Genomic DNA, 24,969 nt, shown 5'->3' with positions numbered 1-24,969 from the left:
GACTCAATGCTTAACGGAGAATGACATGTTTGGACGCTTGATGCCCACTGAGGGCAAGTTTTTTGAATTGTTTAACCAGCACGCGGAACTGTGCGTCAAGGGCGCCAAAGAGATGCTCGGCCTGATGACCAATTTCGACGACCTGGAAAACCGCGTGCATGCGATCGAAAGCATCGAGAAACAGGCGGACAAAGTCACCTACGCCACCGTGGAAATGCTGCACAAGACCTTCATCACGCCGATCGACCGCGACGACATCCATCAGCTGATCACGCGCCAGGACGACATCCTCGACCTGCTGGAAGATGCGGCGCAAACCGTTTCGCTGTACGATCTGAAAGCCGTCACGCCGGAAGCCAAGCGCCTGGCCGAACTGGTGCTGGCCTGTACCGAAAAAGTGCGCGACGCCGTCGCCATGCTGCATAACATGGACAACTCGCGCAAGATCGTCGCCATCTGCGAAGAGATCGACCGCCTGGAATCGGACGCCGACCACGTGATGCGCGCCGCCATGTCCAAGCTGTTCCGCGATGAGCCGGACGTGCGCAACCTGATCAAGCTGAAAGCGATCTACGAAATTCTGGAAACCGTGACCGACCGTTGCGAAGATGTGTCCAATATTATCGAAGGCATCATCGTCGAAAACGCGTAAGCGTTGGGCCTGTCCTGAACCAGAATCAGAAAAGAAACTACAATGACCATACAAATCAGCATCTACGTGCTAGGCCTGTTGATCGTCCTCGCGCTGCTGTTTGACTTCATGAACGGCTTCCATGATGCCGCCAACGCGATCGCCACGGTGGTCTCGACGGGCGTATTGAAACCGCAGACCGCGGTTGCCATGGCCGCCACGTTCAACTTCGTCGCCATCTTCGTGTTCCACCAGCTGACCGTGGCCGCCACGGTGGGCAAGGGCACCATCGACCCGGCGGTGATCGACCAGTACGTGATCTTCGGCGCGCTGATGGGCGCCATCTTCTGGAATTTGTTTACCTGGTACTACGGCATTCCCTCGTCGTCCTCGCACGCGCTGATCGGCGGCCTGGTGGGCGCCGCTGTCGCCAAGTCCGGCACGGGCGCGCTGGTCGCGGCCGGCCTGTGGAAAACCGTGGCTTTCATCGTCATCGCACCCGTGCTGGGCTTTGTGTTCGGTTCGATCATGATGCTGCTCGTGTCGTGGATTTTCGTGCGTTCGACGCCGCGCAAGGTCGACAAGTGGTTCCGCCGTTTGCAGCTGGTATCGGCGGCCGCCTACAGCCTGGGCCACGGCGGCAACGATGCGCAAAAAACCATCGGCATCATCTGGATGCTGCTGATCGCCGCCGGCTACTCGAGCGCGGCCGATGCCATGCCGCCGATGTGGGTCATCATCTCGTGCTACACGGCCATCAGCTTCGGTACGCTGTTCGGCGGCTGGCGCATCGTCAAGACCATGGGCCAGAAGATTACCAAGCTCAAACCGGTGGGCGGCTTCTGCGCCGAAACCGGTGGCGCGATCACCCTGTTCGTCTCGACGGCGCTGGGCATTCCCGTGTCGACCACGCACACGATCACGGGCGCCATCGTCGGCGTCGGCTCGTCGCAAAAAATGTCGGCCGTGCGCTGGGGCGTGGCGGGCAATATCGTCTGGGCCTGGATCTTCACGATTCCGGCTTCCGCCTTCGTTGCCGCAGTCGCCTGGTGGATTGGCCACCACATCATGTAAGGCGCCCCTGCAAACCTACTGCGCAACCCCCTATCGAATCTCCGTTGCTCACTGTACTAAAGTACAGCTCCGCTACTCAATCCGATATCGGGCTTGCTCGCTACGGTTTTCAGAGGGCCTTGCACCAATTGGGCACATTCAAAAAAAGGAACCGCAAGGTTCCTTTTTTTTATGCGCCGGCCAGGTCCACCGTCAGCCCCTCGTAGGCGAGGAACACCTGCAGGCCGTCCAGGCGGCTCGCATAGCGGCCCATCACGTCGGCAAACACGGCTTCGAGCTGCTCGTCGCTGCGGGTCGGTTCGTGGTGGGTGCAGTACAGGCGCCGCGCGCCGCAGCGCAGGGCCAGGTCGAAGGCGGCGTCGAAGGTGCCGTGGCCCCAGCCCTGCTTGCCCGGATATTCCTCGCGCGTGTACGAGCAATCCATGATCAGCGCGTCGACGCCGGCGACCAGTGCGTCGATGCCGGCCTGGCGCTGTGCATTGCGCGCCGCGCAGGCCGCGTGCTCGGCATGGCCGGGCGGATGCAGGTTGTAGAACGGTTCATGGTCGCCGCTGAAAAACAGCGCGGCGCCGCCGCAGTCGATGCGGTAGCCGAGGTTGACGACGGGGTGGTTCATTTCCGCGCCGCGCACCTGCGCGCCGCCTACCTCGACGGCCTCGCCGGGCGCCAGGGTGCGGTACTCGATGCAGGCCGCCATGGCCGCTTCGCTGACGGGAAAATAGCTGTTTTGCAGTTGCACCGCCATCACGTGCTCGATGCCGCGTCCGGCGACGGCATCGTGGGCGCCGTACAGGCGCATGCGGTTGCCGGCCACGAACAGGGGCGAAAACATGGGCAGGCCGTGGATGTGGTCCCAGTGGCTGTGCGTGATGAAGACGTGCGCGTCGACAGGCTCGCCTGGCGGCAGTTGCTGCGCCAGCGAGAAGATGCCGCTGCCCGCATCGAGAATGATCAGGCCATCGCTGTCGGTGCGTACTTCGATGCACGTGGTGTTGCCGCCATAGCGCGCCGTGCGCGGGCCGGGAGAGGGGATGGAGCCGCGCACGCCCCTGAACGTGAATTTCATTCAGTACCTTGTTACGGTGTAATTATTGTTGATTCTATTCTAATTAATGAGATTGGCGGCAACATTTATGCGTGTTGCGATACGGAAAGTTATTTCATTTTGTTGTAACTAAGTAATGTACAGTGCGCAGGGTGGCCGTTACACTGGCGCTTGCCGACTTCCCTTTTTTGCTTGCCCATTACCTGATTGCCGCCAACATGCCTCAGCTGCACCCTGAGAAAATCGCCCACAGACTGGAGCAATTGACCGAACTCAGTGTCGCGCTGGGCCATGGCCTGGGCGGCGAGGGGCACGATATCGGCGCGCTGTTGCAGCGCATCGTGCTGCTGGCAAAAAGCATGAGCGGTGCCGATGGCGCCACCCTGTACCGGCCCATGGCCGAGGGCCGCCAGCTGGCGTTCGACATCAGCGTCAACGACAGCCTGGGCATCGCGCAGGGGGCGGACATGGGCTTGCCTGGCGTGCCCCTGTTCGATGCTGCCGGCCAGCCGAACCTGGCATCGGTGGCCGCGTATGCGGCGAACCTGCGCCGCAGTGTGAATATCGCCGACGTCTACCGCGACGAGGGCTTCAATTTTTCCGGCATGCGCGAGTTTGACCGCCACCACGGCTACCACACGCAATCGATCCTGACGGTGCCCATGAGCGACCACGAGGGCGACTTGATCGGCGTGCTGCAGCTGGTCAATGCCAAGGATGGGGAAACGGGGCAGGTGCGCGCCTTTTCCTCCACCGACCAGCGCTTCATCGAGGCGCTGGCCGCGCAGGCGGGCGTGGCGCTGACGAATCAACTGCTCATCTCGCAGCTGGAAGAGCTGCTTGAGTCGCTGGTTACCCTGATCAATATCGGCATCGATGAAAAGTCGCCGTACACGGGGCGCCACTGCCAGTTCGTGCCCGAGCTGACGATGCTGCTGGCGGACGCCGCGCATGCGACGGACACCGGGCCGCTGGCCGATTTTAGGCTCAGTGACAACGAGCGCAAGCAGCTGTGGCTGGCCGGCCTGCTGCACGATTGCGGCAAGATCACCACGCCCGTGCACGTGGTCGACAAGGCGACCAAGCTGGAAACCATTTTTGACCGCATCGCCCTGATCGATACGCGCTACGAAGTGCTGCTGCGCGACGCCGAGATCGCGGCCCTGCGCCAGCAGGCGGCGCAGCCGCAGCAGAAAGATGCCATTGCCCGCGCGCTGGCGCAGGAGCAGGCCGCGCTGCGCGAAGAGCGCGACTTCATCCGCACGGTGAACATCGGCGGCGAAAGCATGGCGCAGGCGGACCAGGAGCGCGTGCGGCAGATCGCCAGGCGCCGCTGGCGCGCGGCCGATGGCGAACTGCGCGATTTTCTGGACGCCGACGAGACGGAAAACCTGACCATCCGCGCCGGCACCCTGACGGCGGCCGAGCGGGCCATCGTCAACAACCATATCAGCGTGTCGATCCGCATGCTCGAAGCGCTGCCGTGGCCCAAGCACCTGCAAAAGGTGCCCGAGTATGCGGGCGGCCACCACGAGCGCATGGATGGCAAGGGCTATCCGCGCGGGCTGACGAAAGAGCAGATGTCGGTGCCGGCGCGGCTGATGGCCATCGCCGATATTTTCGAGGCCCTGACGGCGCGCGACCGGCCCTACAAGAAGGGCAAGTCGCTGTCCGAATCCCTGCGCATCCTCGGCAATTTCAGCCTGAACGGGCATATCGACCCGGAGCTGTTCGACGTCTTCATCCGCAGCAAAGTCTATCTGACCTTCGCTGAAAAGCACATGCATCCGAGCCAGATCGATGCCGTCGACGAGGCGGCCATTCCAGGCTATACCCCTTGAAGTCCTCGCTGGCCTTGCGCAAGCATGGGGCGCGCTGCTTGCTGGGCATACTGCTGACGCTGGCGGCGGCCGTGCTGTGCCTGGCCGGCAACGACAACATCGCGCGCCTGGACGCCATGCTGGGCGACTGGCGCATGCGCGCGGAAAAGCCGCAGCTCGACCGCCGCATCGTCATCGTCGACATCGACGAGCAAAGCCTGGCCCGGGTGGGCCGTTTTCCCTGGAGCCGCGATATCCAGGCGCGTCTGGTACGCCAGCTCACCGGCCATTACGGCGTGTCTGCGCTGGGCTTCGATATCGCGTTTCCCGAAGCGGACACCAGTTCCGGCTACGCCGTGCTGCAAGGCCTGGCGCATGGCGAACTGGCGGGCGTGGCCGGCTTGCCGGCGCAGCTGGAAAAACTGCGCCCCGCCATGGATTACGACGGCCTGTTTGCCGAGGCCATGCGCGGCCAGCCCGTGGTGCTCGGCTACAGCGTCTCGGAGCAGCAAAGGAAGGGCGTGCTGCCCAAGCCGGCCTTCACCGTGGCCGATTTGAACGGGCGCAGCGTCACGGCCTACGTGGCGCGCGGCTACGAAGCCAATATCGCGCCCCTGCAGGCGGCCGCGCAAGGCGCCGGCATCTTCACGGCCCTGACCGATGCCGATGGCGTGGTGCGTTCCTCGACCCTGTTGCAGCGCATCGGCGACGGCTACTATCCTTCGCTGTCGCTGGCCACCGTCGCCGTCTACCTGCAGGCGCGCGCCATCGCCCCACGCTTCACGGGCACGGCCGACACCCTGTCGGCGCGCGAGCTGGCCAACGGCGGACTCGAACACCTCATGCTGTTCACCCCGCGCGGCGCGATGGCGATCCCCGTGGGCGAAGCCTTGACGACCACGGTGCAGTACCGCGGCACGGGCGGCCCCGATGGCGGCGCCTTCCGCTACGTCTCGGCGTCCGACGTGCTGGCCGGCACGGTGCCGCCCGCGCTGCTGAAGGGCGCCATAGTGCTGGTGGGCACCACGGCGCCCGGCTTGAACGATATCCGCGCCACGCCCGTGAATGCCGAGTATCCGGGGGTGGAGGTGCACGCCAACCTGATCAAGTCCATGCTCGATGGGCGCTTCAAGGCGCGGCCCGACTATGCGCTGGCATTGGAACTGGTGCAGATCGTGCTGTGTGGCCTGCTGCTGGCGGGCGCCCTGGCAGTGCTGCCGCCGGCCGGCGTGATGCTGGCCACCGTGGGCGCGCTGGCGGCGGCCATCGGCATCAACCTGTACCTGTATGCAGCGCACGACCTGGTGCTGGGCGGCGCCGTGCTGCTGCTGCTGATCCTTGCACTGTTCATCGCCAACCTGGCGTGGGGCTATTTTTTCGAGGTGCGCAAGGGACGCGCGCTGGTGGCGCGCTTCGGCGAATATGTGGCGCCCGAGCTGGTGGCCGAGATGGCCGACGATCCGCAGCGCTACACCATGGAGGGCGAGAACCGCGAACTGACTGTGCTGTTTGCCGACGTGCGCGGTTTCACGGCCATTTCCGAGCAGCTGGCGCCGGCCGCGCTGCGCGAATACATCAATGAGTACCTGACGGCCATGTCGGAAGATATCCGCGACAGCCATGGCGGCACCCTGGACAAATACATCGGCGACGCCGTGATGGCGTTCTGGGGCGCGCCCGTCGCCTTTGGCGATCATGCCAGCCGGGCCGTGGCCAGCGCCTTGCTGATGCAGGGCAGCGCGGCGCGGCTGAACCGGCAGTTTTGTGCGCGCGGCTGGCCGGCGCTGCGCATCGGCATCGGCATCAATACGGGATCCATGCATGTGGGCGACATGGGCTCGCGCATCCGCCGCGCCTATACCGTGATGGGCGACAGCGTCAACCTGGCCGCGCGCCTGGAAGGCGCCAGCAAGCTGTATGGCGTGGGCATCGTGGTGGGCGAGGTCACGCGCGCCGCCGCCCCGGATTTCCTGTACCGCGAGCTCGATCGCATACGCGTGCTGGGCAAGCAGGAAGCGGTGGCCATCTTCGAGCCGCGCGGCCTGCTGGCCGACGCCGGCAAAGCGGAGCTGGCGCAGCTGGAACGCTGGCATGCGGTGCTGGCCAGTCTGCGCGCGCGCGACTGGGAGCAGGCTGGTGCGCAGCTGGTCCGCTTGCAGGCGGACTTTCCCGATGACGGCCTGTACCGGCTGTACGCGGCGCGCCTGGAGCAGTACCGCAACGCGCCGCCGCCTGCCGACTGGGATGGCGTGACAGCATTGCACAGCAAATAGCCCGCCATCGCGCCCGAAAATGCAAGCGATGGCGGCATTTTTCACCCTCGCCGGCGCACGGTTTGTTGCGCTGCGATAAAAATCAGGGAGAAATGTTAGAAATTTCTGACTGGAAACTAAAAGCCGTCTAAAATTTGTCTTCAATCCATTGCCGGACATGCTGGCGCCTGCGGGCCGCGCGCTTGTCCTGTTACACAAGAAATCCTTCACATGACATATCGTTTGGTGCACCTGCTTGCGGGTTCCGCGCTGCTGTTTGCCGTCGGCGCCGCCGGCGCTGCCGTTCCCATGGATGAAGTTGCTCCTGCCATGCAGGAAGACGGCGTGCCGCGCTTCGAGATCCGCCGCTTCGACGTCCAGGGCAATACCCTGCTCACGTCCGCGCAGGTGCAAGCCTTGCTGGCACCTTACACGGGCGCGCAGCGCGATTTTTCCGACATCGCCCGCGCCGTCGAGGCGCTGGAAGCGGCCTACCGCGAGCGCGGTTACAGCGCCGTGCAGGTGCAATTGCCCGAGCAGGAACTGGAACGGGGCGTGGTGCGCCTGAGCGTGCTGCAAACGCCGCTGGGCAAGCTCGCCATCAGCGGCAACGCGCATGTCGACGAGGCCAACGTGCGGCGCGCCCTGCCGTCCCTGCGCGAAGGCGAGACGCCGAACGTGCCGGCCCTGTCGCAAAGCCTGAGGCTGGCCAATGAAAACCCGGCGCGCAAGATCGAAGTGCGCCTGCAAGCGGACGAGCCGGCGGGCGCCATCGACGCCATCGTCACGGTGGCCGATGAAAAGCCCTGGAAAGCCATGCTCAACGTCGACAATACGGGCAATGCGCAAACGGGCAAGACGCACGTGGGCGTGGTGCTGCAGCATGCCAACCTGTTCGGCCGCGACCATGTCGCCAGCCTGCAATACACGAGCAGCCTGGAAAAGCCGGACAAGGTGGGCGTGTATGGCGCCGGCTACCACCTGCCGCTGTATGCGCTGGGCGACTCGATGGACTTTTTTGCCAGCTATTCGAACGTCGATTCGGGCAGCGTCTCGGCCGGCATCTTCGACCTGGCCGTCAGCGGCCAGGGCAGCATGGCCGGCATCCGCTACAACCAGAACTTTGCCCGCAGCGGCGATTTCGAACCCAAGCTCGTGTACGGCGTCGATTACAAGGCTTACCGCAACAGCGTGCAGCTGTTCGGCATGGAGCTGGGCGCCGACGTCACCGTGCATCCGCTCAGCGTCAGCTACATCGGCAACTGGACCTTGCCCACGGGCGAGACCAGCGTGGCGGTCACCTTCGCGCACAATATCCCTGGTGGCAAGCATGGCGCGCAAGCCGATTTCGACCGCGTGCGCGCGCATGCCAAGGCGGCCTACAACACCCTGCGCCTGAGCGCCAGCTCGGGGCGCGTGCTGGCCGGCGACTGGCAATGGCGCGCGCTCGTCAACGCGCAAGTCACGCCCGATGCCTTGGTGCCTGGCGAGCAGTTCGGCGCCGGTGGCGCTGCGTCCGTGCGCGGCTTTGCCGAGCGCGAGGTATCGAATGATTCGGGCGTCAACCTGAACCTGGAACTGTATACGCCGAACTGGTGCGGCCAGGCACTCGGCTACCAATGCCGCGCACTGGCGTTCTATGACACGGCATGGCTGCGCCGCAACCATGGGCTGCCCGGCGAAAGCGCGTCGCAAGGCATCAGCAGCGGCGGCCTCGGCCTGCGTTTATTGCTGAGCCGCTATGCCAATCTGCAACTCGATTACGCTCATGTCGTCAATGGCGGCGACACGGGACAGCGGGGCGCCAACCGCCTGCATTTCCGCCTCGCCTTGGCCTACTAGTATCAGGATGAACACCATGCACAACCATGTCCAGCACGCTTCCGTTTTCATCCTGACGCCATCCTTTTCGTCACCCTTTGCGCTGCCCCTGCGCCGCACGGCGCTGGCGCTGCTGCTGGCCGGCTGTTTCGGCGCGGCGCAGGCCAACCCCGCCTTGCCGCAGGTAGTCAACGGACAAGCGACGTTCAACCAGCAGGGCAACATCTTCTCGATCACGAACACGCCCAACACCATCATCAACTGGCAGAGCTTTTCCATCCATGCGGGCGAAATCACGCGTTTCATCCAGCAGAACGGCAATAGCGCCGTACTCAACCGCATCACGGGACAAGACCCCAGCAAGATCCTGGGCGCGCTCGAATCGAACGGCAAGGTCTTCCTGATCAACCCGAACGGCATCGTCTTTGGCCAGGGCGCGAAAGTGGACGTGAACGGGCTGGTGGCGTCCAGCCTGGGCATGACGAACGAGGATTTCCTGGCCGGCAAGCGCCAGTTCACGGCCGGCGGCGTGGCCGGCGGTGTCAGCAATGCGGGCCTGATCCAGGCGGGCAAGGGCGGGCAAGTGCTGCTGATCGCGCCGAACGTGGAAAACACGGGCATCATCACGGCGCCAAATGGCGAAGTGACCCTGGCAGCCGGACGCAGCGTGCAGTTGGCCGACCCCGGCAATCCGCAATTGCGCGTGCTGGTCTCGGCACCAGCGGACCAGGCCCTGAACCTGGGCCAGATCATCGCCCAGGGCGGCAGCATCGGCATGGCCGGCGCGCTGGTCAGCCAGCGCGGCGTGCTCAACGCCAACAGCGCCGTCGTCGGCGAGAATGGCCGGATCGTGCTCAAGGCCAGCGGCAAGGCGTTGCTCGAGGCGGGCAGCGTCACCAGCGCCACTGGCGCGGTGGGCAAGGGGGGAGACATCCAGGTGCTGGGCGAGCAAGTGGGTTTGCTGGGCAATGCGGCAATCGACGCCAGCGGCGCCACGGGCGGCGGCACGGTCTTGCTGGGCGGCGACTACCAGGGCAAGAACGCGGCCGTGCAGAATGCGCGGCAGGTGCTCGTCGGCAAGGACGCCAGCGTCAATGCCGATGCCATCCATGGCGGCAACGGCGGCAAGGTCATCGCCTGGGGCAATGAATCGGCCCAGGTACACGGCAGCATTTCCGCGCGCGGCGGCGCGCAGGGCGGCGACGGGGGCTTCGTGGAAACATCCGGCCATTACCTGGCCGTCGATGGCATCCGCGTCAATACCAGCGCGGCGCATGGCAAGCGCGGCAACTGGCTGCTCGATCCTTACGATATCACCGTGGTCGCCGGTTCGGGCGGCCAGTTGAGTTCCTTCGATCAATTCGCCGACTCTCCGGCCACCGGCAACGCCAGCATCGGCGCCGACCTCATTTCCGGCGCCAGCAGCAACGTCACGCTGCAGGCCCTGCACCGCATCAATTTCAACAGCGCCATCAACATCGCGCAGCAAGGCGTGGGCTTGACGGCGCAGGCGGGCGAGATCATCAATGTCAATGCGCCCATCACCACCAATGGCGGCCATATCACGCTGTCGGCCAATGATGCGGCCGCTGGCATGGCCTATGGCGCCGGCTCGAATGTGAATCTGAACGCGGCGCTCGGCAGCGGCAATGGCGACGTACGGTTGTCGGGCGCCGGCGTCACTTTCGGCGTCGGCTCCGTCAATGTCGGCAACGGCAATTTGACCTTGCGCGCGAATGTCGCCGGTGGATCCATCGACCTGACGGGCAGCGGCGATCAGCTGCTGGGCAGTGGCGTCACCGGTCAGACGGTGCTGCTGGAGGCGGACAACATCAGCATCAACGGCGCCATCAATGTTGGCGGCGCCGCCGGCAATGCCGGGGTGACCCTGCAAGCGTTCAGCGCGGGACGGCAGATCGCGCTGGGTGACAAGCCCGGTAGCGGCCTGCGCCTGACAAACGCCGAACTGAACCGCATCGCCGCCGGCAGCGTGCATATCGGCAGCGCTGCAGGCGGCGACCTGACGGTGGAGCAGGCGATCGACTTGGCAACGGTCGCGGCGGACGGCGGCGTGAAAAACCTGGTGCTCGAAAGCGGCGCCAATGTGCTCGTCTCGAACACGCTGGCGCTGCGCCAGGACGGCAGCAGTCTCACCGCCACGGCCGGCGGCTTGCTGTCGCTCGCCAGTGGCGGCGGCTTGTCCGCCGGCGCGGTCAATCTGGTTGCCGACAATATGAACCTGGGCGGCGGCGCGCAATCGATAGCGGCCACGGCGGGTGGCACCGTCAGCCTGAACCGCCGTTCCAGCGTGGGCGCCATCACCCTGGGCACGGTCGCGGCGGACAATGCCGGCAGCCTGGGTTTGAGCGAAGCGGAATTGAAGACCATCAGCGCCGGCACCGTGCAGGTGGGCGGCGACAGTTTTGGCGGGGTCGTCAATCTCGTGGGCGCGATGGACCTGGCGTCGCAAGGCGAGTTGAACCAGCTTGTGCTGCGCACGGGCGGCAATATCAACCTGAACGGCCCCCTCAGCGTGGCCAAGGGCTTGACCCTGGCTTCCGGCAATAACATCAGCGCGAGCGGCGCCGTCAGCGTGGGCGGCGACTTCCTGCTCGATGGCGGCCGCTGGGTGCAGAACAGCGCCAGCCTGCCCGCGTTTTCCGCGCGCGGTTTCAGCATCGCGCAGGGGAGCTTCCTGCGCGCGGCAGGCGGCGATGGCGGTTCGTCCTCGCCCTATCTGATCGCCGATATCCATGGCTTGCAAGGCATCGGCAGCCTCGGCCTTGGCAACAGCTATCGCCTGGCGGGCAATATCGACGCCAGCGGCACCGCGAACTGGAACGATGGCCAGGGTTTTGTGCCGATCGCCGGCAGCGGCAGCGGTTTTTCCGGCGTGTTTGATGGCGCCGGATTTACTCTCAGTAACTTGAAAATCGACCGCAGCCTGGCGTCCGGTTCGGCGGCAGGCCTGTTTGGCACCGTCCAGGGCGGCACCTTGCGCAACCTGACCCTGAGCGGCGGCAGCGTCACCGGTACGGCCAACGTGGGCGCGCTGGCGGGCGAGGTCGTCAGCGGCAACATCGATGGCGTGAACAGCAGCATGGCCGTCAGCGGCCAGCGCAATGTTGGCGGCCTGGTGGGCAGCAACGGGGGCGCCATCACGTTGTCCGCCAGCAGCGGCGCCGTCACCGGCATCAATGCCGATGGCGGCGGCGCCATCGGCGGCCTGGCGGGATTGAATGCGTCCGGCGCCAGCATCACGACCTCGTATGCCACCGGCGTGGTGACGGGCGCGCGTGAAATGATCGGTGGCCTGGTTGGCAATAACCAGGGCGCGCTGAGCCAGTCTTATGCCACCGGCAATGTCACTGGCGCGCGCAGCATCGGCGGCCTGGTGGGCCTGAACGGCGGCAGCATCGATGATGCATATGCCAGCGGTGCCGTGGGCCGGGCCGGCGTTGCCGATCCCATCCTCGCCTGGGAAAACATGGGCGGGCTGGTCGGCGAAAGCACGGGCAGCGTCAGCCATGTCTTCAGCAGTGGCGCCGTGACTGGCAGCGGCTATGCGGCAGTGGGCGCGGTAGCCGGCCGCGTGTCTTCCGGTTCCCCGTTCAGCTATGGTTTTTTTAACTATGAAACATCGCTGGTGCTGATGGATGGCGGTGGTTCCAGCGGACGCAGCACGGCGCAGATGAAGCAGCAGGGCATGTTCAACGACTACAATTTCAGCAGCGTGTGGCGCATCTACGATGGCTACACGACGCCGATGCTGAAGGCTTTCCTGAAACCGCTGCAAGTGAACCTTTCTGGCAATGCTGCGGGCAAGGTCTACGATGGCCAGCTGGCTGCCTTCCTCGGTTCGATCGGCTATGTGGGATTGATCGACGGCGACACGGGCGTAAATGGCAGCCTCGGCTACGGCAGCAACGCGCGCAATGTGGGCAGCTATGCAGCGACAGGCCTGTGGTCGACCAAGTACGACATCAGCCTGGGCGGCACGACGACTTTCGCCATCACGCCGCGCGCGCTGACGGTGAGCATCGGCGGCAATGGCAAGATCTATGACGGCACCCTGGGTTACGACGGCGCCAATTTCGTGCTGGGCAATGTGGTGGCGGGCGACAACATCAGCATCAGTGGCAGCGCCGCCTTCCTCGACAAGAATGCGGGCAACGGCAAGGCCGTGCATGCCAGCGGCCTGGCCCTGGGCGGCAATGAACTGGGCAACTACAGCCTGGCCGCGACCACGGCGGACGGCACGGCGGACATCAGCGCGCGCGTGCTGAACTATGGCGTCACTGGCGCGCAAAGCCGCGTCTACGACGGTACCTTGCAGGCTGGCCTGAACGGCTACTTCGAAGGCCTGGTGACGGGCGATCAGGTCAGCATGGCCGGCTTGCAGGGCAGCTTCCGCGACAAGCATGTGGGCACTGGCAAGGTGGTCGATTATCAGGTGGCGACGGGCCAGCTGACGGGCGCCGATGCGGGCAACTACGTGCTGAATGGAAATGCGGGTAGCACGACGGCCGACATCACGGCGCGCGTGCTGAACTATGGCGTCACGGGCGCGCAAAGCCGCGTCTATGACGGCACCTTGCAAGCGGGTCTGAACGGCTACTTCGAGGGCCTGGTGACGGGCGATCAGGTCAGCATGACCGGCTTGCAGGGCAGCTTCCGCGACAAGCATGTCGGTACTGGCAAGGTGGTCGATTACCAGGTGGCGACGGGCCAGCTGACGGGCGCTGATGCGGGCAACTACGTGCTGAATGGAAATGCGGGCAGCACGACGGCCGACATCACGGCGCGCGTGCTGAACTATGGCGTCACGGGCGCGCAAAGCCGCGTCTACGACGGCACCTTGCAGGCTGGCCTGAACGGCTACTTCGAAGGCCTGGTGACGGGCGATCAGGTCAGCATGACTGGCTTGCAGGGCAGCTTCCGCGACAAGCATGTCGGTACTGGCAAGGTGGTCGATTACCAGGTGGCGACGGGCCAGCTGACGGGCGCCGATGCGGGCAACTACGTGCTGAATGGAAATGCGGGCAGCACGACGGCCGACATCACGGCGCGCGTGCTGAACTATGGCGTCACGGGCGCGCAAAGCCGCGTCTACGACGGCACTTTGCAGGCTGGCCTGAACGGCTACTTCGAAGGCCTGGTGACGGGCGATCAGGTCAGCATGGCCGGCTTGCAGGGCAGCTTCCGCGACAAGCATGTCGGTACTGGCAAGGTGGTCGATTACCAGGTGGCGACGGGCCAGCTGACGGGCGCCGATGCGGGCAACTACGTGCTGAATGGAAATGTGGGCAGCACGACGGCCGACATCGCGGCGCGCACCCTGAACGTGAGCTTCAACGGCATCAACAAGACGTATGACGGCACGACGGGCGCGCAAGTGAATTTCGGCGACGACCGCATCCAGGGCGATGCCTTGACGGTGGCTGGCAATGCCGCGTTTGGCAACAAGAACGCGGGTACCGGCAAGGCCGTCAATGTTACGGATGTGGCCTTGAGCGGCGGTGACGCGGGCAACTATGTGCTGGGCAGCAATGCGGGCAGCACGACGGCCGACATCGCGGCGCGCACCCTGAACGTGAGCTTCAACGGCGTCAACAAGACGTATGACGGCACGACGGGCGCGCAAGTACACTTTGGCGACGACCGCATCCAGGGCGATACCCTGACGGTGGCGGGCAATGCCGCGTTTGGCAACAAGGATGCGGGTGCCGGCAAGGCCGTCAATGTCACGGATGTGGCCTTGAGCGGCGGTGACGCGGGCAACTATGTGCTGGGCAGCAATGCAGGCAGCACGACGGCCGACATCGCGGCGCGCACCCTGAACGTGAGTTTTAATGGCGTCAACAAGACGTATGACGGCACGACGGGCGCGCAGGTGCACTTTGGCGATGACCGCATCCAGGGCGATGCCTTGAGCGTGAGCGGCAGCGCCGCGTTCGGCAACAGGAATGCGGGTACCGGCAAGGCCGTCAATGTCAGCAACGTGGCGCTGAGCGGCGGCGATGCTGGCAACTATGTGCTGAGCAGCAATGCGGGCAGCACCACGGCCGATATCGCGGCGCGCGCGCTGAACCTGTCCGGCGTGGTGGGCAGCAAGGTCTACGATGGCACGACGGGTGCGCAGCTGAGTTTGGGCGATGACCGTATCGCTGGCGACAGTTTGACGGCCTCGGCGGTAGCCAGCTTTGCGGACAAGAACGTGGGCGCGGCCAAGGCCGTGCAGCTCAGCGGCGCGGCGCTGACGGGCGCCGATGCGGGCAATTACTTTATCGTCTTGCCGACGGGCTTGCTGGCCAGCATTACACCGGCCAGCCTGACCCTGGCAAGCCTGAGCGCCGCCGGCAAGGTGTATGACGGAACCACTTCCGCGGCGGTCAGCGCGTCGGCGAACGGCGTGCTGGGCCAGGATGTGGTCAGCGTGGTGGGCGGCAGCGGCAGCTTTGCCGACAAGAATGCGGGTACGGGCAAGCTGGTGACGGCCAGCGGTTTCCGCCTGGCGGGCGCCGATGCGGGCAACTACACCCTGGAAACGACGGGCGGCACGGCGCAGGCATCGATTGCGCAAAAACAATTGTCGACCTGGGTCGGCAGCGGCAGCGGCTTGTGGAGCGATGCCGCCAACTGGGACGGCGGCGTGGTGCCGGAAGGCGCGAACGTGCTGGCGGTCGACTTCAGCAACAGCAAGGGCATCGTCACCTACAGCGCGGCGGCCGGCAGCACCATCCTGAAAAACCTGAACTCGGCGACGGGCTTGCTGTTGACGGGCGGCAGCCTGACCTTGGGGGAAAGCGCGCTGGACCTCTCCGTGCTGAGCGGCCTGGCCGGCCTGGAAATCAACGGCGGCAGCCTGTTGCTGAACGGCAGCCTGTCGGCGGACCGCTACGCGCAAGGCGGCGGGCTGCTGAACGGCAAGGGCAACTTGCTTGTCGCAAACAGCTTCAGCCAGGCGGCCGGCGCCATCCGGCTGGCGGGCCAGCTGGCCATTACGCAAGCGGCTGGCGACTTGCGTTTCGCCAGCCTGGCGGCGAACGAAGTGAAATTGAGCGCCCTGAACGGCGCCATCGGCCAGGACGGCGCGCTGCTCGCCAGCAGCCTGGCTGCGCAGGCGCGCGATGGCATCGTGCTGGGCAATGCGGGCAACCAGGTGGGTAGTTTTACCGCCAGTAATAGTGCAGGTGGCGGCATTGCGCTGAACAATACCTCGGCGCCGGGCACCTTGACCCTGGGAACGCTCACCACGGGCGCGGGCAATATCGCCATCGACAACACGGGCGGTGTCGCGGCAGGCAATATCAATGCGAACGGCGGCAACGTCAGCGTGACGGCGCACAGCCCCGTCACTGTCAACGGCAAGATCGAGGGCAATGATATCGCCCTTAATGCCAGCACGGACGTGCTGCTGGGCGATGGCGCGCAGTTGGCAGCGACGCGCAATGTCAGTTTGACGGCGGGTCGCGACATCCATGTCGGCGGCAATGCGCAGATTGTTAGCGGTGGCAATTTTTCCGCCACCGCGGAAGGCCATGTGCGCTTCGCGGACACGGCAAGCGTCGCTTTGCCGGCAGCGTCCAGCATGAGCGTGCTGGCGAAAACGGGCAGCATCACGGGCGACTCGGGCGTGCGCATCAACCGCCAGCGTAGCGGCGTGATTCTGCTGGCGCCGAATGGCACGGTGAGCATGGCGGACGCCATCTTCCTGCCGGCGACGACCATCGACAAGCCCGTGATCGATGCCGCCACGAGCGCGGCCATCGACGATGCCTTGCGCATCATCAAGCAGGCTGACCGTGCCAACGATACGCTCGCGTCCACGCCGCCAGCCAAGCTGGACGACAAGAAGCCGGACAGCAAGGATGTTGCCGATGCTGCAGATAAACCTACAGGATACAAATTCGATGACCCTACTAAAAAAATGTACTGCAATTAAGGCCCTGCTGTGGCTGGCCCTGATGTGCATGGGCGCGCACGCCTGGGCTGGCCAGGTGGCCGGTACCGTCATGCAATTGAGTGGTCCGCTGATGGCCAAGAAGGCGGATGGCAAGGTGAAGATCCTGGCCATCAAGTCCGAAGTCGAGCAGGGGGACACCTTGCTGACGGAAAAGGAGACCTATGCCTTGATCAAGCTGATCGACAATAGCGAAATCACCCTGAAGCCGAATACCAGTTTCGTGATCGAGCAATTCAGCTACACGGCCGAGCAGCCTGACGGCGACCATGCCATCTTCAGTTTGCTCAAGGGCGGCTTGCGTTCCGTCACGGGATTGCTGGGCAAGCGCAACAAGGAGCGCTTCGAGATGAAGACGCCGGCCGCCACCATCGGCATCCGCGGCACGACGTTTGTTGCCAGTTACGTAGCGCCGTCGGCACCGGCGCTGCCAACGGTATCGCCGCCAGTCGGGGCGGCGAGGGCGCCGGGCTTGTATGTGCAGGTGCTCGATGGCTTGATTCATGTCACCAATCCTGCCGGGACGCAAAATTTTGCTGCCGGCCAGTTCGGTTTTACGCCCAGCTTCAAGCAGCCGCCCGTGATGCTGCCCGTCAATCCCGGCATCCCGTTTACGCCGCCGCCGGCGTTTTCGACGCCACTGTCCAGCACGGGCGCCGGCGCCAACAGCGGCAAGCCCGCCGCCATCGACTGCGTGGTGCGTTAAGCATCCGCAAACAAGCCCGCACACTTTGCAAATAGGGCTTGACCTTCCCATCGTTGGATAGCAGATCCTGACCCTATTCGTTAATCTTTCGTACAGGATCTGCCATGAACCAGAGTGCACTCGTCCCCGCCGCTTTCCCTCCCGACGCCGCGCATGCGCAGGCGCTGGCCATTGAAGGGATGAGCTGCGCCTCGTGCGTGGGCCGCGTGGAAAAGGCTCTGGCCGCCGTGCCTGGCGTGAGCCAGGCCAGTGTCAACCTGGCCACCGAAGTGGCCAAAGTCACGTCCAGCACGCCGATTCCCCTGGCCACCTTGCAGGCGGCAGTGGAAAAGGCCGGCTACACGGTGGCGCAGCGCGAGATCGACCTGAGTATCGCCGGCATGACGTGCGCCTCTTGCGTGGGCAGGGTGGAAAAAGCCTTGCTGAAAGTGCCAGGCGTGCTGGCCGCCAGCGTCAACCTGGCCACGGAAAGCGCGCGCATCAAGGTGACGGGCGGCCTGGAAGCTGGCACCCTGATCGCCGCCATCGACAAGGCCGGCTATGCCGCCAAGGCGCCCGCCGCCAGCCAGGCCAGCGCGCCCGCTGCCGCACCGAACCGCGACGGCATGAAAGTGGCGTTCGCGGCCGTGCTGGCTTTCCCCTTGATGCTGCCCATGCTGCTCGAGTGGGCCGGCATCCATTTGATGTTGCCAGGCTGGCTGCAGTTCGCGCTGGCCACGCCCGTGCAGTTTTACTTTGGCGCGCGCTTCTACAAGGCGGGCTGGAAGGCGGCCCGCGCCGGTAGCGGCAACATGGACTTGCTGGTGGCGCTGGGTACGAGCGCCGCGTATGGCTTGTCCGTCTACCAATGGCTGACGGCGGGCGAGATGCTGCCGCACCTGTATTTCGAAGCGTCGGCCGTCGTCATCACCCTGGTGCTGTTGGGCAAATGGCTGGAAAGCCGCGCCAAGCGCCAGACGGCCTCCGCCATCCGCGCGCTGCAAGTCTTGCGTCCGGAATCGGCGCGCGTGCGCCGCGACGGTGTGGAGCTGGACTTGCCCGTGGAGCAGGTGAAAGTGGGCGACCTGGTGGTCATCCGTCCCGGCGAGCGGGTAGCCGTCGATGGCGTGGTGGTGGAAGGCGCCAGCCAGATCAACGAATCGCTGATCACGGGCGAAAGCTTGCCGGTCGATAAGCATGTGGGCGACAAGGTCACGGGCGGCGCCATCAATGCGGACGGCTTGCTGCTGGTGCGCACGCAAGCCGTGGGCGGCGAGACGACCCTCTCGCGCATCATCCGCCTGGTGGAAGATGCGCAGGCGGCCAAGGCGCCGATCCAGCATCTGGTCGACAAGGTCAGCGCCATCTTCGTTCCCGTGGTGCTGCTGCTGGCGCTGCTGACCATGCTGGGCTGGTGGCTCGCTACCGGCGAGCTGGAGAACGCCATCATCAATGCCGTGGCCGTGCTGGTCATCGCCTGCCCCTGTGCGCTGGGCCTGGCCACGCCGACGGCCATCATGGCCGGCACGGGCGTGGCTGCCCGTTACGGCATCCTGATCAAGGATGCGGAAGCGCTGGAAGTGGCGCATGCCGTCAATACTGTCGTGTTCGACAAGACGGGCACCCTGACGGTGGGAAAACCTGCGCTGGCGGCCTTGCATGCGCATGGCATCGAGGATGCGCGGCTGCTGCAGCTGGCGGCCAGCATTCAGCGCGGTAGCGAGCACAGCCTGGCGACGGCCGTGCTGGATGCGGCTGCCGCGCGCCACATCGACCCCTTGCTAGCTACGGCCCTGTCGGCCTTGCCGGGCCGCGGCCTGGCGGCCCACGTCGATGGCCTGGAACTGAAGCTGGGCAGCACGCGGCTGATGCAGGAGTTGCACGTGGACATGACGCCGCTGGCCGCGCAAGCGCAGGAACTGGAAGCCACGGGCAACACGATTTCGTGGCTGGCGTCGGGATCGGAACTGCTGGGCCTGTTTGCCTTCAGCGACCAGGTCAAGCCAAACGCGCAGGCGGCCATTGCCCATCTGCACAGCCTGGGCATCCGCACGGTGATGTTGACGGGAGATAACCAGGGTAGCGCCGACGCCGTCGGCAAGCTGCTGGGCATCGACACGGTGGCGGCGAAAATGCTGCCGGCCGATAAAACCGCTAAAATTGTCGCGCTGAAAGGCGAGGGCGCGAAGGTGGCCATGGTGGGCGACGGCATCAACGATGCGCCGGCGCTGGCGGCCGCCGACGTGGGCATCGCCATGTCGACGGGGACCGATGTGGCCATGCATGCGGCCGGCATCACGCTGATGCGCGGCGATCCGGCCCTGGTGGCGGACGCCATCGATATCTCGCGCCGCACCTACAGCAAGATACGGCAGAATCTGTTCTGGGCATTCATTTATAACCTGATCGGCATTCCGCTGGCCGCCTTCGGCTTGCTCAACCCCATGGTGGCGGGCGCGGCGATGGCCTTCAGTTCGGTCAGCGTGATCAGCAATGCCCTGTTGCTGCGGCGCTGGAAAGCCCGCAGTCATGCAGCTAGCGCGCATACCAAGGAGTCATAGGATGAATATCGGCCAAGCGGCAAGCGAAACGGGCGTATCGGCAAAAATGATACGCTACTACGAGAGTATTGCATTGTTAAAACCCAGCGCGCGCAGCGACGCCGGTTACCGCATCTACACGCCGAACGACTTGCACGCCTTGCGCTTCATCAAGCGCGGGCGGGGTCTTGGCTTTTCGCTGGAACAGATCCGCGAGCTGCTGTCGCTGTGGCAAAACGACCAGCGCGCCAGCGCGGACGTGAAAGGCATCGCCCTGGCCCACGTGGCCGAGCTCAACAAGCGCATCGCCGAACTGACGGAAATGCGCGATACCCTGGCCCACCTGGCGCAATCGTGCCACGGCGACGACAAGCCCGATTGCCCTATCCTGCAAAGCCTGGGGTTGGCTGGTGACACGGACGCGAAAGCATGTTGCCATTGATGTGAATCAACGGAGGGGCTATGGCGTATGAACTGTATTACTGGCCCACGATACAGGGGCGCGGCGAATTCATCCGGCTGGCCCTGGAAGAGGCGGGCGCCGACTACCGCGATATCGCCCGTTTGCCTGAACGCAAGGGGCAAGGCGTTCCCGCCATGCTGGCCTGCCTCGATGGCGACAGCATGCCGCAGGCGGCCTACGCACCGCCCGTGCTGCGCGATGGCGACGTGCTGATCGGCCAGACCACGAATATCCTCTTGTACCTGGGCCGGCGTCTGGGGCTGGCGCCGCGTACGGAAAGCGGCCGTTTGTGGCTGAACCAGCTGCAACTGACGATGGCCGACTGGCTGGCGGAAGTGCACGACACGCATCATCCGCTGTCGATGAATCAATATTACGAAGAGCAACAGCAGGCGGCCATGCTGCGCAGCGCGGATTTTCGCACAACACGTTTGCCCAAGTTTCTTTCCTATTTCACGCAAGTGTTGTTGAATAATCGCAGCCGTGGCCAGTACCTGGTGGGTGCCAGACTCACGTATGGCGACCTGTCGCTGTTCCAGATGCTGGCCGGCCTGCGCTATGCGTTTCCGCAAGCCATGGCGCGCCTGGCGCCGCAGTATCCAGCCCTGTTTGCGCTGCACGATGCGGTGGCGGCGCGGCCGAATATCGCCCGCTACCTGAAGTCGAAGCGCAGAATCGCCTTCAATGAAGAAGGCATCTTCCGCCATTACCCCGAACTGGACGGATAAAAAAACAGCCGGCGCAAGGGCCGGCTGTCCTGGTGCTGCTCTGCTTTTATTGTGCGCTGGTGACGGGGTAGCCCGCCTCCACGATGGCGGCGCTGATGGCGCCCAGTTCGCTTGATGACTCCACCGTGACGCGCTTGCTGGCCAGGTCGATCTGCACCTGTGCCGCAGGATCGATCGCCTGCACCGCTTTCGTGACCGAGCCGACGCAATGGCCGCAACTCATGTTTTCAACTTGTAACTGATACATGACAAGCACTCCTTGAATGATTAAGTGCTTCCACTGTAATCCTTGCCCCGGTGGGAAGGTCAAGCGGAAGCGTTGTGGCGTTTTAATGGAGCAGGAAGTCGACGGCTTGCATGGGCGGCGGCACGTTTTCGTCCTGCACGGATTCGCGCAAGCTGATGTCGATGGCGCGGCACATGGCCGATAGCGGCAGATCGTTGGCATCTTCGCCGAACGGCTCCTCGATCTCGTCGCCCAGCGCATCGAGGCCAAAGAAGGTGTAGGCGACGATGGCGACGACGAAGGGCGTCATGAAACCGAGCGAATCGACCAGGCCGAAGGGCAGCAGGAAACAGTACAGATAGGCCGTGCGGTGCAGCAGCAGCGAGTACGAGAAGGGAATCGGCGTGCTGCGGATGCGTTCGCACGAGGCGCCTGCCGCTACCATGGCCGAGACCGTGTTATCGATCTGCGTGGCAAGGATGCTGTCGATGCGGCCTTGCCGGACGCAGTCGGCCAGGTCGTGGCCCATCTGCAGCATCAGGTAGTCGGACGGGTTCGCCGCCTTGCAGGCCGCTTCCCATTCGGCCGGGCGCAGCAGCGGCTGCAAGTCGGCCGGTCCGCGCGTGTCGCGCAGCTGGTGGCGCAAGGCGTGGCAAAAGGCGATGGTGCGGTAAATCATGCGCACACGCACATCGTTGAGGCCCAGCCTCGCGTGGGCCGGCGTGTCGCTGCGTATCATCGTCTGGCACTGGCGCGAGAAATTACGGCTGCGCAAGACCAGTTCGCCCCACAGCTTGCGCGCTTCCCAGTAGCGGTCATAGGCGGCCGTGTTGCGAAAACCCAGGAAGATGGCCAGTGGCAAGCCGATCAGGGTAAATGGGATGGTGGTGAGGATGACCTTGTGGTCGAACAGGGTGCCGTGGCACCAGGTGACGAGGGTGGCGATCAGGGTATTGACGATGAGCGTGGTGCGGATGCGCGGCAGGACGGAGCCGCGCACCACGAGGAACAGCCGTAGCGCCGAAGGACGCTCGCGCACGATCATGCTGTACTCCCGGTTTGGGGCTGGGCTGGCGGGGAAACGCGCACCTGGTGATCGGTAAGAGGGGAAAGAAAGAGTGGCAATTGCCGGGAACAAAAAGCCCGCGATATATGCGGGCTGAGCAGGGTGTGCATGGGAAGCAAAGTAGGGGAGACGGCATGAGTATAGGCCGCAGGCCCGCTTCCAGCCAATTCACAGTGATAATGGGTATTATTCATTTCATGAATGAATATTTCATTTGTAAGTATTCGTGTGAATTTCAGTTGTCCGGGTTCTGCCCTTGCCTGATCTTCTTGCGATGTGCCGCCTGCTGCTGTTTCAATGCCTTGCTTGTCATATAGCCATTGCGAAACCAGCATGTCTGCTTATGCTGACCCGGCCAACTGCAGTTCAGTACATTTGCCACGTCGGCGCAGTCGCAGGCGCAGTCGACCAGGGGCACATCGCAGTCGCAATACCCCGCCTGTGCCTGCCTGCGCGCACTGTGCCGTGCCGGTGGCTGCAGCGCGCCGTGCTGGCGATGGCGTTCGCCGCAGGCGCGCAGGCGGCGTTGCAACAGCGCCAGTCCCGGACGCAAGCCGTGGCGCGCGATGACCTTGTAGCCATAGGCGGAACAGCTGTCGCGGCCTGTCAGCACGCGGTGGGCGCAGGAATAGCCTTTATAGGGCGACAGGTAGCGCTGGTAAGCGCGAATGGCCAACAGGGCCAGGCGTTTGCCGCAAGTGTCGAATGAGAAAATGCCAGCTCCTTTTTCCTATGCCATCAAGTCACTGGTGCGAGCATACGATAGGTATCCCGAAAATAATAGCGTCAGCAGGCACAAACTATCATGGTGATAAATGGAGAGAATTATGCGTGACGCGTCTGCTAGGCTGGGTGGGCAAATTTGAAATATTGTCTAAAAAAATTATCCCATCCCGATAGCCGCCGCCAGGGGCATGGCCAAGCTTGTTTATCCTTCCAATGAAAGTGATCTGCATGTTTACAGTTTCCAGCATCTGCCTCGCCACGTTGATCCTGTTGCAAGCGCCAGCCGGCTGGGCTGGCCAGCCGGCTCCCCTGAGCCAGCAGCAGCAAGCGCTGGCCGCGCAAATCGACGCCAGTATCGCTCCCTATTACAAGGCCACGGAACCTGGCGCCGTCGTCATCGTCGTCAAGGATGGCCAGCCCCTGTTGCGCAAGGCGTATGGCCTGGCCAGCGTGAAGGATGGCCAGCCGCTGACGCCTGACATGTCGCTGCGCCTGGGTTCCATTTCCAAGCAATTCACGGCCGTCGCCATCCTGCTGCTGGCCGACCAGGGCAAGCTGGCCATCACCGATGACATCACGAAGTTCCTGCCCGACTATCCGACGCATGGCAAGACAATCACGATCGAACAGCTGCTCGCGCATACGTCCGGCATCCACGACTACACAAGGAAGCCGGAATTTGTGCCCAACAGCACGAAAGACTTGAGCGTGGCGCAGATGATCGATTTCTTCAAGAACGATGCGCCCGACTTTGAACCGGGCACGCAGTGGAGTTACAGCAGTTCCGGCTATTTCCTGCTGGGCGCCATCATCGAAAAGGCATCGGGCCAGCCGTATGCCACGTTTGTGGAACAGCAGATATTCGTTCCGCTGGGCATGAACGACACGGCATATGAAGGCCACGAGCGCCGGCCCGCCAAGCGCGCGGCCGGGCATATCCGCTCGGGCGAGACCTATGTGCCGAACTTGCCCCTGAGCATGACGCAGCCGTATGCGGCCGGCGCGCTCGTGTCCACCGTGGACGACCTGGCGCGCTGGGACGCGGCCATCTCCGACGGCAAGCTGCTCAAGGCTTCCACCTGGCAGCAGGCGTTCACGCAGGCCAAGCTGAACGATGGCAAGGCGACCCGTTCCGGCTTGGGCTGGAAGGTGGGCACCTGGCAAAACACGCCCGTCATCCACCATAGCGGCGGCATCAATGGTTTTGCCACGTATGCGATGCGTTTGCCGAAGGAAAAAGTCTATGTGGCCGTGCTGGAAAATTCGGACACGGGCCTGGTCAATCCCGACGTGGTGGCACGCAAGGCGGCTGCTGTCGCCGTGGGCCGGCCATATCCCGAGATCAAGGTCATCACGCTCAAGCCCGCCATCCTCGATGCGTACGCGGGCGTGTACGCCATCAACGACAAGGCTGGCTATACGATCCGCAACTTCGAGGGCAACTTGCTGCTGCAGCGCACGGGGCGTCCCGCCCAGCGCATGCTGGCGTACTCGCCAAATGGCTTTCTGATTGAAAATACGCTCACCACTGCCGAATTCGAGCGGGGACCGAAGGGCGAGGCGCAGCTGATCCTCAATGACGGCGGCGAATCGAAGACGGTGCACGAACGCGCCAGCGCCGCCAAGCCGGCGCGTACGGTGGTCGCCATGACGACGGCGCAATTCGATGCCTACGTGGGCAGGTATGCGCTGGCGCCCGAGGTCTACCTGGAAGTGACGCGCGAAGGCGATAAATTCTTCGCCCAGGTGACGGGTTTCCGCAAGCTGGCCATGCTGCCGATGAGCGAGACGGCTTTCTTCTCGAATGAAGTCGATGCGGAAGTGCGTTTCAGCAAGGATGCCGATGGCAAGACGCAACAACTGGTGCTGCGCCAGGAGGGGCAGGATATGCCGGCCAAACGCGTGAACTGATCGCCGCAATACAGCGCA

General features: G+C 64.1%; 15 protein-coding genes. 11 read left to right on the top strand and 4 right to left on the bottom strand.

What is annotated here, in order from left to right:
- Positions 1-25 precede the first annotated feature (25 nt).
- Positions 26-652, top strand: coding sequence for a DUF47 domain-containing protein (locus CSQ92_RS13750; RefSeq protein WP_010400015.1), 627 nt, complete (start codon positions 26-28; stop codon positions 650-652).
- Between the two features lie 42 nt (positions 653-694).
- The gene (locus tag CSQ92_RS13745; RefSeq protein ID WP_034783457.1) at positions 695-1,705 is read left to right on the top strand and encodes an inorganic phosphate transporter; all 1,011 of its coding nucleotides are present in this window, start codon (positions 695-697) and stop codon (positions 1,703-1,705) included.
- Positions 1,706-1,874: 169 nt separating this feature from the next.
- On the opposite strand, the gene CSQ92_RS13740 is transcribed toward CSQ92_RS13745, so the two are convergent.
- Positions 1,875-2,771, bottom strand: coding sequence for an MBL fold metallo-hydrolase (locus CSQ92_RS13740; RefSeq protein ID WP_099394364.1), 897 nt, complete (start codon positions 2,769-2,771; stop codon positions 1,875-1,877).
- Positions 2,772-2,968: 197 nt separating this feature from the next.
- Here CSQ92_RS13740 and CSQ92_RS13735 point away from each other — a divergent pair, with 197 nt between their 5' ends.
- From CSQ92_RS13735 to CSQ92_RS13700, 8 genes are all read left to right on the top strand, one after another.
- Positions 2,969-4,591, top strand: coding sequence for a GAF and HD-GYP domain-containing protein (locus tag CSQ92_RS13735; RefSeq protein WP_099394710.1), 1,623 nt, complete (start codon positions 2,969-2,971; stop codon positions 4,589-4,591).
- Positions 4,588-6,843 (top strand): CHASE2 domain-containing protein, encoded by a 2,256-nt coding sequence (locus CSQ92_RS13730; RefSeq protein WP_257219210.1) that lies wholly within the window; start codon positions 4,588-4,590, stop codon positions 6,841-6,843. Before CSQ92_RS13735 ends, CSQ92_RS13730 begins: the two co-directional genes overlap by 4 nt.
- Positions 6,844-7,053: 210 nt before the next feature.
- Positions 7,054-8,664, top strand: coding sequence for a ShlB/FhaC/HecB family hemolysin secretion/activation protein (locus tag CSQ92_RS13725; RefSeq protein WP_099394363.1), 1,611 nt, complete (start codon positions 7,054-7,056; stop codon positions 8,662-8,664).
- A 16-nt stretch (positions 8,665-8,680) separates the two neighbouring features.
- The gene (locus CSQ92_RS13720) at positions 8,681-16,588 is read left to right on the top strand and encodes a YDG domain-containing protein (protein ID WP_099394362.1); all 7,908 of its coding nucleotides are present in this window, start codon (positions 8,681-8,683) and stop codon (positions 16,586-16,588) included.
- Positions 16,557-17,312 (top strand): FecR family protein, encoded by a 756-nt coding sequence (locus CSQ92_RS13715; protein ID WP_225317390.1) that lies wholly within the window; start codon positions 16,557-16,559, stop codon positions 17,310-17,312. The genes CSQ92_RS13720 and CSQ92_RS13715 overlap by 32 nt, the downstream gene beginning before the upstream one ends.
- Positions 17,313-17,416: 104 nt before the next feature.
- On the top strand, positions 17,417-19,852 hold the full coding sequence (locus CSQ92_RS13710) for a heavy metal translocating P-type ATPase (RefSeq protein WP_099394360.1): 2,436 nt from the start codon (positions 17,417-17,419) through the stop codon (positions 19,850-19,852).
- 1 nt (position 19,853) lies between these two features.
- A complete protein-coding gene (cueR, locus tag CSQ92_RS13705) occupies positions 19,854-20,273 on the top strand; it encodes a Cu(I)-responsive transcriptional regulator (RefSeq protein ID WP_034788623.1) in 420 nt (139 codons plus the stop codon).
- A gap of 20 nt (positions 20,274-20,293) precedes the next feature.
- The gene (locus CSQ92_RS13700; RefSeq protein ID WP_099394359.1) at positions 20,294-21,022 is read left to right on the top strand and encodes a glutathione S-transferase; all 729 of its coding nucleotides are present in this window, start codon (positions 20,294-20,296) and stop codon (positions 21,020-21,022) included.
- Positions 21,023-21,068: 46 nt separating this feature from the next.
- Here the strand turns inward: CSQ92_RS13700 and CSQ92_RS13695 are convergent, their stop codons facing one another.
- The 3 genes from CSQ92_RS13695 to yidD all read right to left on the bottom strand — a co-directional run bounded on the left by CSQ92_RS13695 (position 21,069) and on the right by yidD (position 23,029).
- Complete coding sequence (locus CSQ92_RS13695; protein ID WP_099394358.1) at positions 21,069-21,269, bottom strand: heavy-metal-associated domain-containing protein; 201 nt, start codon at positions 21,267-21,269, stop codon at positions 21,069-21,071.
- 82 nt (positions 21,270-21,351) lie between these two features.
- Entirely contained in the window at positions 21,352-22,293 is a 942-nt protein-coding gene (locus CSQ92_RS13690) for a bestrophin family protein (protein WP_099394357.1), read from the bottom strand.
- A gap of 256 nt (positions 22,294-22,549) precedes the next feature.
- A complete protein-coding gene (yidD, locus tag CSQ92_RS13685) occupies positions 22,550-23,029 on the bottom strand; it encodes a membrane protein insertion efficiency factor YidD (RefSeq protein WP_099394356.1) in 480 nt (159 codons plus the stop codon).
- Between the two features lie 239 nt (positions 23,030-23,268).
- Here yidD and CSQ92_RS13680 point away from each other — a divergent pair, with 239 nt between their 5' ends.
- Positions 23,269-24,951, top strand: coding sequence for a serine hydrolase (locus CSQ92_RS13680; RefSeq protein ID WP_099394355.1), 1,683 nt, complete (start codon positions 23,269-23,271; stop codon positions 24,949-24,951).
- The last annotated feature ends 18 nt before the right edge of the window (positions 24,952-24,969 follow it).

Origin of the sequence: Janthinobacterium sp. BJB446, assembly GCF_002735655.1 — a bacterium.
Classification (GTDB): domain Bacteria; phylum Pseudomonadota; class Gammaproteobacteria; order Burkholderiales; family Burkholderiaceae_D; genus Janthinobacterium; species Janthinobacterium lividum.
Note: the sequence above shows the minus strand (reverse complement) of the source record. Positions and strands in the feature narration are given on the sequence as shown.